At 42.0% G+C, this 10154-nt stretch carries 10 protein-coding genes; all 10 read left to right on the top strand.

The genetic code is table 11. The features are described 5' to 3' along the window. The first annotated feature begins 73 nt into the window (after positions 1–73). On the top strand, positions 74–1084 hold the full coding sequence (cbpJ, locus tag HMPREF2701_RS05215) for a choline-binding protein CbpJ (protein WP_070482368.1): 1011 nt from the start codon (positions 74–76) through the stop codon (positions 1082–1084). 17 nt (positions 1085–1101) lie between these two features. Beyond that, on the top strand, positions 1102–2121 hold the full coding sequence (gene cbpC / locus HMPREF2701_RS05210) for a choline-binding protein CbpC (RefSeq protein ID WP_070482366.1): 1020 nt from the start codon (positions 1102–1104) through the stop codon (positions 2119–2121). Between the two features lie 274 nt (positions 2122–2395). After that, the gene (gene mvk / locus HMPREF2701_RS05205; protein WP_070482364.1) at positions 2396–3274 is read left to right on the top strand and encodes a mevalonate kinase; all 879 of its coding nucleotides are present in this window, start codon (positions 2396–2398) and stop codon (positions 3272–3274) included. Continuing rightward, a complete protein-coding gene (mvaD, locus tag HMPREF2701_RS05200) occupies positions 3256–4209 on the top strand; it encodes a diphosphomevalonate decarboxylase (RefSeq protein ID WP_070482362.1) in 954 nt (317 codons plus the stop codon). The genes mvk and mvaD overlap by 19 nt, the downstream gene beginning before the upstream one ends. After that, positions 4196–5203 (top strand): phosphomevalonate kinase, encoded by a 1008-nt coding sequence (locus HMPREF2701_RS05195; protein ID WP_061589569.1) that lies wholly within the window; start codon positions 4196–4198, stop codon positions 5201–5203. Before mvaD ends, HMPREF2701_RS05195 begins: the two co-directional genes overlap by 14 nt. Beyond that, positions 5187–6197: a type 2 isopentenyl-diphosphate Delta-isomerase gene (fni, locus tag HMPREF2701_RS05190; protein WP_061589568.1), complete on the top strand. Its 1011-nt coding sequence runs from the start codon at positions 5187–5189 to the stop codon at positions 6195–6197. The genes HMPREF2701_RS05195 and fni overlap by 17 nt, the downstream gene beginning before the upstream one ends. Positions 6198–6273: 76 nt before the next feature. Beyond that, complete coding sequence (gene liaF, locus HMPREF2701_RS05185) at positions 6274–6972, top strand: cell wall-active antibiotics response protein LiaF (RefSeq protein ID WP_061589567.1); 699 nt, start codon at positions 6274–6276, stop codon at positions 6970–6972. Continuing rightward, the gene (locus tag HMPREF2701_RS05180) at positions 6969–7964 is read left to right on the top strand and encodes an envelope stress sensor histidine kinase LiaS (protein WP_061589566.1); all 996 of its coding nucleotides are present in this window, start codon (positions 6969–6971) and stop codon (positions 7962–7964) included. The genes liaF and HMPREF2701_RS05180 overlap by 4 nt, the downstream gene beginning before the upstream one ends. Positions 7965–7977: 13 nt before the next feature. After that, entirely contained in the window at positions 7978–8610 is a 633-nt protein-coding gene (locus HMPREF2701_RS05175; RefSeq protein ID WP_061589565.1) for a response regulator transcription factor, read from the top strand. A gap of 161 nt (positions 8611–8771) precedes the next feature. Continuing rightward, positions 8772–10055, top strand: coding sequence for a trigger factor (gene tig, locus HMPREF2701_RS05170; RefSeq protein ID WP_001863967.1), 1284 nt, complete (start codon positions 8772–8774; stop codon positions 10053–10055). Positions 10056–10154: the final 99 nt, after the last annotated feature.

The following is a 10154-nucleotide window of genomic DNA, read 5'->3' as shown; positions in this document are numbered from 1 at the left end:
TTTTTTGAGGGATTTTCTATATATTGACATGCGGTTTGGTCTTTGCTATAATCAGTTATGGAGGATAGGTCTAATGAAAATAATAAAAAAATTGATGCAAATCGCATTAGCAGTCTTTTTCTTCGGTTTGCTAGCAACAAGTGCAGTATTGGCGGATGATGCTGATTCAGAAGGCTGGCAATTTGTCCAAGAAAATGGTAGAACCTACTACAAGAAGGGGGACCTAAAAGAAACCTACTGGCGAGTGATTGATGGGAAGTACTATTATTTTGATCCTTTATCTGGAGAGATGGTGGTCGGCTGGCAATATATTCCGTTTCCATCTAAAGGTAGTACAATTGGTCCTTATCCTAATGGTATAAGATTAGAAGGTTCCCCAATGCCAGAATGGTACTACTTTGACAAAAATGGAGTGCTACAAGAGTTTGTTGGTTGGGAAGCATTAGAGGTTAAAACTAAAGACAGCGTTGGAAGAAAGTATGGGGAAAAACGTACAAATCCGGAAGATAAAGAAGAGAAGAGTTTTTACACGAACTATTACTTTAATCAAGATCATTCTTTAAAGACAGGTTGGCTTTATGACCAGTCTAACTGGTATTATCTAGCTAAAACAGAAATTAATGGAGAAAACTATATTGGTGGTGAAATACGTACAGGTTGGATAAATGATGGTTCAGCTTGGTACTATCTAGATCCAACAACTGGTATCATGCAAACTGGTTGGAAGCAAATTGGCAATAAGTGGTACTACCTCCGTTCATCAGGAGCTATGACAACTGGCTGGTATCAGGAAGGCTCAACTTGGTACTATTTAGATGCTGAAAATGGCGATATGAAAACAGGCTGGCAATATCTTGGTAACAAGTGGTACTATCTCCGTTCATCAGGAGCTATGGCAACTGGTTGGGTGAAAGATGGTTCAACATGGTACTATCTAGATCCTACTAATGGAGACATGAAAACAGGTTGGATAAAAGTAGGAGGAAACTGGTATTATCTCAATTCCTCTGGAACAATGGTTACAGGTAGCCAAATTATCGATGGTAAAGTTTATAATTTCGCCTCATCTGGTGAATGGATTTAATCTTGGAGGAGATACAAATGAAGCTTTTGAAAAAAATGATGCAAGTCGCACTAGCAACATTTTTCTTTGGTTTGCTAGCGACAAATACGGTATTTGCGGATACCACAGGTGGCCAATTTGTTGATAAGGATAATAGAAAATATTATGTAAAAGATGATCATAAAGCAATCTATTGGCATAAAATAGACGGTAAAACTTACTATTTTGGTGATAAAGGAGAAATGGTAGTCGGTTGGCAATACGTAGAAATTCATGGAACAGGTTATCGTGATAATTTATTTAATAATCGTCCAGTCTTAGAAATTGGCCTTGAGGAGAAGTGGTACTATTTTGGACAAGATGGTGCTTTGCTAGAACAAACAGATAAACAAGTACTAGAGGCAAAAACGTCTGAAAATACAGGAAAAGTATACGGTGAACAATATGCTCCATCTGCTGAAAAGAGAACTTATTATTTTGATAATCATTATGCTGTAAAGACAGGCTGGACTTATGAAGACGGCAATTGGTATTATTTAAATAAGCTAGGAATTTCTGGCGATGATTCTTACAATCCACTACCAATTGGTGAAGTTGCTAAGGGTTGGACTCAAGATTTCCATGTTACTGTTGACATTGATAGAAGCAAACCTGCTCCGTGGTATTACCTAGACCCAGAAACTGGCATTATGCAAACTGGTTGGAAGCAAATTGGCAATAAGTGGTACTATCTCCGTTCATCAGGAGCTATGGCGACTGGCTGGTATCAAGAAGGCTCAACTTGGTACTATTTAGATGCTGAAAATGGCGATATGAAAACAGGCTGGCAATATCTTGGTAACAAGTGGTACTATCTCCGTTCATCAGGAGCTATGGTAACTGGTTGGTATCAAGATGGTTCAACTTGGTACTATCTAAATGCAGGTAATGGAGATATGAAGACAGGCTGGTTCCAGGTCAATGGCAAATGGTACTATGCTTATAGCTCAGGTGCTTTAGCAGTGAATACGACCGTAGATGGCTATTCTGTCAATTATAATGGCGAATGGGTTCAATAATGAAAGAGGCGATTGTGAAGGAAACAATCGCTTTTTTTGTGAAAATATAATAAAATAGATAGGAGAGAATAAATACTTGTAGGAAAAAATAATACTCTTCGAAAATCAAATTCAAACCACGTCAGCGTCGCCTTACCGTATATATGTGACTGACTTCGTCAGTTCTATCTGCAACCTCAAAACAGTGTTTTGAGCAACCTGCGGCTAGTTTCCTAGTTTGCTTTTTGATTTTCATTGAGTATGAGACGGCTTTTTCGTCTAGCAAAAGGAAAACATGACAAAAAAAGTTGGTGTCGGTCAGGCACATAGTAAGATTATTTTAATAGGGGAGCATGCGGTCGTTTATGGTTATCCTGCTATTTCCTTACCTCTTTTGGAGGTGGAGGTGACTTGTAAGGTGGTTCCTGCTGAAAGTCCTTGGCGCCTCTATGAGGAGGATACCTTGTCCATGGCAGTTTATGCTTCTCTGGAGTATTTGAATATCAAAGAAGCCTGCATTCGCTGTGAGATTGACTCGGCTATCCCTGAGAAGCGGGGAATGGGTTCGTCAGCTGCTATTAGCATAGCAGCCATTCGTGCGGTTTTTGACTACTATCAAGCCGACCTGCCTCATGATGTGCTAGAAATCTTGGTCAATCGGGCGGAGATGATTGCCCATATGAATCCAAGTGGTTTGGATGCCAAGACCTGTCTCAGTGACCAGCCTATTCGCTTTATTAAGAACGTAGGATTTACAGAGCTTGAGATGGATTTATCCGCCTATTTGGTCATTGCAGATACGGGTGTTTATGGTCATACTCGTGAAGCCATCCAAGTGGTTCAAAACAAGGGCAAGGATGCCCTGCCGTTTTTGCATGCCCTGGGAGAATTGACCCAGCAAGCAGAAGAAGCGATTTCACGAAAAGATGCTGAAGGACTAGGACTAATCCTCAGTCAAGCGCATTTACATCTAAAAGAAATTGGTGTCAGTAGCCCTGAGGCAGACTCTTTGGTTGAAACGGCTCTGAGCCATGGTGCTCTGGGTGCCAAGATGAGTGGTGGTGGGCTAGGAGGTTGTATCATAGCCTTGGCACCCAATTTGCCACACGCACAAGAACTAGCAGAAAGATTAGAAGAGAAAGGAGCTGTTCAGATATGGATAGAGAGCCTGTAACAGTACGTTCCTACGCAAATATTGCTATTATCAAATATTGGGGAAAGAAAAAAGAAAAAGAGATGGTGCCTGCGACTAGCAGCATCTCTCTGACTTTGGAAAATATGTACACAGAGACGACCTTGTCGCCTCTACCAACGGATGCTACTGCTGATGCCTTTTATATCAATGGTCAGTTACAAAATGAGGCTGAGCATGCTAAGATGAGTAAGATTATTGACCGCTATCGTCCAGCTGGGGAAGGCTTTGTTCGTATTGACACTCAAAACAATATGCCTACGGCAGCGGGTCTGTCATCAAGTTCTAGTGGTTTGTCCGCCCTGGTCAAGGCTTGTAATGCTTATTTCAAGCTTGGATTGGATAGAAGTCAGTTAGCGCAGGAGGCTAAGTTTGCTTCAGGCTCTTCTTCTCGGAGTTTTTATGGACCGCTAGGAGCCTGGGACAAGGATAGTGGAGAAATTTACCCTGTAGAGACAGACTTGAAACTAGCTATGATTATGTTGGTGCTAGAAGATAAGAAAAAACCAATCTCTAGCCGTGACGGGATGAAACTTTGTGTGGAAACCTCGACGACCTTTGATGAATGGGTGCGTCAGTCTGAGAAGGATTATCAGGATATGCTGGTTTACCTCAAAGAAAATGATTTTGCCAAGGTTGGGGAATTAACGGAGGAAAATGCCTTGGCTATGCACGCTACGACCAAAACAGCATCACCAGCCTTTTCTTATCTGACGGACGCCTCTTATGAAGCCATGGACTTTGTTCGCCAGCTTCGTGAGCAAGGGGAAGCCTGCTACTTTACTATGGATGCTGGTCCCAATGTCAAAGTCCTCTGTCAAGAGAAAGACTTGGAGCATTTATCAGAAATCTTCAGTCAACGTTATCGCTTAATTGTGTCAAAAACAAAGGATTTGAGCCAAGATGATTGCTGTTAAAACTTGCGGGAAACTCTATTGGGCAGGTGAATATGCTATTCTAGAGCCAGGGCAGTTAGCCTTGATAAAGGCCATTCCCATCTATATGAAGGGCGAGATTGCTTTTTCTGATAGTTACCGTATCTATTCAGATCTGTTTGATTTCACAGTAGATTTGACACCAAATCCTGACTATAGCTTGATTCAAGAAACAATTGCTTTAGTGCAAGATTTCCTTGTTTATCGTGGGCAGACCTTGCGACCTTTTTCTTTGGAAATCCGAGGAAAAATGGAACGAGAAGGGAAAAAGTTTGGTCTAGGTTCTAGCGGTAGCGTCGTTGTCTTGGTTGTCAAGGCCCTGCTGGCTCTGTATGATATTACGGTTGATCAGGAACTCTTGTTCAAGCTGGCCAGTGCTATCTTGCTCAAGCGCGGAGACAATGGTTCTATGGGGGACATTGCCTGTATTGTGGCAGAGGAATTGGTTCTATACCAGTCATTTGACCGCCAGCAGGTAGCTGCTTGGCTAAAAGAAGAAAAGTTGGCGACAGTTTTAGAGCGTGATTGGGGCTTTTCAATCTCACACGTACAACCTGCATTAGAATGTGATTTCCTAGTGGGATGGACCAAGGAAGTGGCTGTATCGAGTCACATGGTTCAGCAAATCAAGCAAAATATCAATCAGAAATTTTTAAGTTCCTCAAAAGAAACGGTGGTTTCTTTGGTAGAAGCCTTGAAGCAGGGGAAAGTTGAAAAAATTATCGAGCAAGTAGAAGTGGCAAGCAAGCTTTTAGAAGGCTTGAGCGCAGATATTTACACGCCTTCGCTTAGACAGTTGAAAGAGGCCAGTCAAGATTTGCAGGCTGTTGCCAAGAGTAGCGGCGCTGGTGGTGGTGATTGTGGTATTGCCTTGAGTTTTGATGAGCAATCAACTGAAACCCTAAAAAACCGTTGGGCCAATCTGGGGATTGAGCTCTTATATCAAGAAAGGATAGGACATGACGACAAATCGTAAGGACGAGCATATCCGCTATGCCCTTGAGCAGAAAAGTTCCTATAATAGCTTTGATGAGGTGGAGTTGATTCATTCTTCCCTGCCTCTTTACGATCTGGATGAAATCGATCTTTCGACAGAATTTGCTGGTCAAAAGTGGGACTTTCCTTTCTATATCAATGCTATGACGGGTGGAAGCGATAAGGGAAGAGAAATCAATCAAAAGCTGGCTCAAGTGGCGGAAGCCTGTGGTATTTTATTTGTAACGGGTTCCTATAGCGCAGCCCTTAAGGATCCAACAGACGACACTTTTTCTGTCAAGTCTGATCATCCAAATCTCCTTCTTGGAACCAATATTGGATTAGACAAGCCTGTCGAGTTAGGTCTTCAGACTATAGATGAGATGACCCCTCTTCTCCTGCAAGTGCATGTCAATGTCATGCAGGAATTGCTCATGCCTGAGGGAGAAAGGAAGTTCAGAAGCTGGCAATCGCATCTGGCAGACTATAGCAAGCAAATCTCTGTTCCGATTGTCCTCAAGGAAGTGGGCTTTGGAATGGATGCCAAGACCATCGAGAGAGCCTATGAATTGGGCGTTCGAACCTTTGACCTGTCAGGTCGTGGTGGCACCAGTTTTGCCTATATAGAAAACCGTCGCAGTGGCCGACGTGATTACCTTAATCAATGGGGGCAGTCTACCATGCAGGCCCTTCTTAATGCCCAAGACTGGAAAGACAAGGTTGAACTTTTGGTTAGCGGAGGGATTCGAAATCCGCTGGATATGATTAAGTGTCTGGTCTTTGGCGCCAAGGCTGTAGGGCTGTCTCGAACTATGTTAGAGTTAGTAGAAAACCACTCGATTGAAGAGGTCATTGCTATTGTTCAGGGTTGGAAAGATGATTTACGACTCATCATGTGTGCTCTTAATTGTGCCACCATAGCAGAACTGCAAAAAGTAGACTATCTTCTATATGGAAAATTAAAAGAAGCAAAGGATCAGATGAAAAAGGCGTAACCATCGCCTTTTTTCCATCTTCAGACCGAGGTGACTTTTTTGAAGTGTGATAAAATAGAAGAGAGAGGATGAACCTATGAGAAAATTTAAAATCTTTTTATTTATCGAAGCCTGTCTTTTGACAGGAGCTCTGATTTTGATGGTTTCAGAGCATTTTTCGCGTTTTCTGCTGATTCTATTCCTCTTTTTGCTTTTGATTCGCTATTACACTGGTAAGGAGGGCAATAATCTTCTTTTAGTAGTGGCAACTATTCTCTTCTTTTTCATCGTCATGCTCAATCCTTTTGTGATTCTAGCTATTTTTGTTGCGGTCATATACAGCCTCTTTCTTCTTTATCCGATGATGAACCAGGAAAAAGAGCAGACCAATTTGGTTTTTGAAGAGGTTGTGACGGTTAAGAAGGAGAAAAATCGTTGGTTTGGCAATCTCCATCATTTTTCAAGCTACCAGACTTGCCAGTTTGATGATATCAATCTCTTTCGCCTTATGGGTAAGGATACCATTCATCTGGAGAGGGTCATCTTAACCAATCATGACAATGTCATTATCCTCAGAAAGATGGTAGGAACAACTAAAATCATTGTGCCCGTAGATGTAGAAGTTAGTCTCAGTGTTAACTGTCTCTATGGTGATTTGACTTTTTTCAACCAGCCCAAGCGAGCGCTCCGCAATGAACACTATCATCAAGAAACAAGAGACTACCTTAAGAGTAACAAGAGTGTCAAGATTTTCTTGACGACTATAATTGGGGATGTGGAGGTGGTTAGAGGATGAAAAAACAAGCCTATGTAATCATTGCTCTCACCTCCTTTCTGTTTGTCTTATTTTTCTCCCACAGCTTGCTGGAAATACTTGACTTTGACTGGTCTATTTTCTTGCATGATGTCGAAAAAACAGAAAAATTTGTCTTTTTGTTGTTGGTATTCAGCATGTCCATGACCTTTCTCTTAGCCCTGTTTTGGAGAGGTGTTGAAGAGCTTTCTCTAAGAAAAATGCAGACTAATCTCAAGCGTTTGTTGGCAGGACAAGAAGTGGTTCAGGTTGCAGATCCAGATTTGGATGCCAGTTTCAAGTCCTTGTCAGGTAAACTTAACCTTTTGACAGAAGCTCTTCAAAAAGCAGAAAATCACAGTCTTGCTCAGGAAGAGGAAATCATTGAGAAGGAAAGAAAGCGGATTGCTAGGGATTTGCACGATACAGTCAGTCAGGAGTTGTTTGCGGCCCACATGATTTTATCGGGTATCAGTCAGCAGGCTTTGAAATTGGATAGAGAAAAGATGCAGACCCAGTTGCAGAGTGTCACAGCCATTTTAGAAACTGCCCAGAAGGATTTGCGGGTCTTACTCTTGCATTTGAGACCGGTTGAGTTGGAGCAGAAGAGTCTGGTTGAAGGGATTCAAATCCTCTTAAAAGAGCTTGAGGACAAGAGTGATCTCAAGGTTAGTTTCAAGCAAAATGTGACGAAATTGCCTAAGAAAATCGAGGAGCATATCTTCCGTATTCTGCAAGAATTGATCAGCAATACCCTCCGCCATGCCCAGGCCTCTTGTTTGGATGTATATCTCTATCAGACAGATTTTGAATTGCAGCTGAAGGTGGTGGACAATGGGATTGGTTTCCAGTTAGGGAGTTTAGATGACCTGAGTTATGGACTCCGCAATATCAAGGAGCGGGTTGAAGATATGGCAGGGACGGTTCAGTTATTAACAGCTCCCAAACAAGGGCTGGCAGTTGATATCCGTATTCCCCTGCTCGATAAGGAATGATAAAGGAGTAAAGATGAAAATTTTACTAGTAGATGACCATGAAATGGTCCGCTTGGGCTTGAAAAGCTACTTTGACCTCCAAGATGATGTAGAAGTTGTGGGTGAGGCTACAAACGGATCTCAAGGCATTGACTTAGCCTTGGAATTACGTCCAGATGTCATTGTCATGGATATTGTCATGCCTGAGATGAATGGGATTGATGCGACCTTGGCTATCCTCAAAGAATGGCCTGAAGCCAAGATTTTGATTGTGAGCTCTTATTTGGACAATGAAAAAATCATGCCCGTCTTAGATGCAGGTGCTCGTGGCTATATGCTCAAGACTTCTAGTGCGGACGAACTACTCCATGCCGTCCGTAAGGTGGCTGCTGGAGAGTTGGCCATTGAGCAAGAGGTCAGCAAGAAGGTCGAATACCACCGAAATCACATAGAACTACATGAGGACTTGACTGCGCGTGAGCGAGATGTTCTCCAACTCATCGCCAAGGGCTACGAAAATCAGCGTATCGCAGACGAACTGTTTATCTCTCTCAAGACGGTCAAGACGCACGTGTCTAACATTCTTGCCAAACTTGAGGTTAGCGATCGTACCCAGGCTGCAGTCTATGCCTTTCAGCACCACTTGGTGGGGCATGAGGACTTTTAACAGATATGCAAAAATAATATTGGAGAAATAGCTGACCTTAGTATCAAAGAAGCAAGCAAGTACCTCTAGCGTCATTGAAAAGCGCATTCATTACTTGAAAAAAGTCGCCCATTTATGTTATAATAGACTGTATTTAAAAAATTTTAAGGAGAAATGACAGAATGTCTGTATCATTTGAAAACAAAGAAACAAACCGTGGTGTCTTGACTTTTACTATCTCTCAAGACCAAATCAAACCAGAATTGGACCGTGTCTTCAACTCAGTGAAGAAATCTCTTAATGTTCCAGGTTTCCGTAAAGGTCACCTTCCACGCCCTATCTTCGACAAAAAATTTGGTGAAGAGTCACTTTACCAAGACGTTATGAACGCTCTTTTACCAAACGCTTATGAAGCAGCTGTAAAAGAAGCTGGTCTTGAAGTCGTTGCACAACCAAAAATTGATGTAACTTCAATGGAAAAAGGTCAAGACTGGGTTATCACTGCTGAAGTTGTTACAAAACCTGAAGTAAAATTGGGTGACTACAAAAACCTTGAAGTATCAGTAGATGTAGAAAAAGAAGTAACTGATGCTGACGTTGAAGAGCGTATCGAACGCGAACGCAACAACTTGGCTGAATTGGTTATCAAAGAAGCTGCTGCTGAAAACGGCGACACTGTTGTCATCGACTTCGTTGGTTCTATCGACGGTGTTGAATTTGATGGCGGAAAAGGTGAAAACTTCTCACTTGGACTTGGTTCAGGTCAATTCATCCCTGGTTTCGAAGACCAATTGGTAGGTCACTCAGCTGGCGAAACTGTTGATGTCGTTGTAACATTCCCAGAAGACTACCAAGCAGAAGATCTTGCAGGTAAAGAAGCTAAATTCGTGACAACTATCCACGAAGTAAAAGCTAAAGAAGTTCCAGCTCTTGACGATGAGCTTGCAAAAGACATCGACGAAGAAGTTGAAACACTTGCTGAATTGAAAGAAAAATACCGCAAGGAATTGGCTGCTGCTAAAGAAGAAGCTTACAAAGATGCAGTAGAAGGTGCAGCAATCGATAAAGCTGTAGAAAACGCTGAAATCGTAGAACTTCCAGAAGAAATGATTCACGAAGAAGTTCACCGCTCAGTAAACGAATTCCTTGGAAACTTGCAACGTCAAGGTATCAACCCTGACATGTACTTCCAAATCACTGGAACTACTCAAGAAGACCTTCACAATCAATACCAAGCAGAAGCTGAGTCACGTACTAAGACTAACCTTGTTATTGAAGCAGTTGCCAAAGCTGAAGGATTTGATGCTTCAGAAGAAGAAATCCAAAAAGAAATCGAGCAATTGGCTACAGACTACAACATGGAAGTTGCACAAGTACAAAGCTTGCTTTCAGCTGATATGTTGAAACACGATATCACAATCAAAAAAGCTGTTGAGTTGATTACAAGCACAGCAACAGTTAAATAATCTTAGACTCTTCGAAAATCTCTTCAAACCACGTCAGCGGCGCCTTACCGTACTCAAGTACAGCTTACGGCTATCTTCCTAGTTTGCTCTTTGATTTTC

Source organism: Streptococcus sp. HMSC077D04, assembly GCF_001808785.1.
Lineage (GTDB): Bacteria > Bacillota > Bacilli > Lactobacillales > Streptococcaceae > Streptococcus > Streptococcus mitis_BX.
Note: the sequence above shows the minus strand (reverse complement) of the source record. Positions and strands in the feature narration are given on the sequence as shown.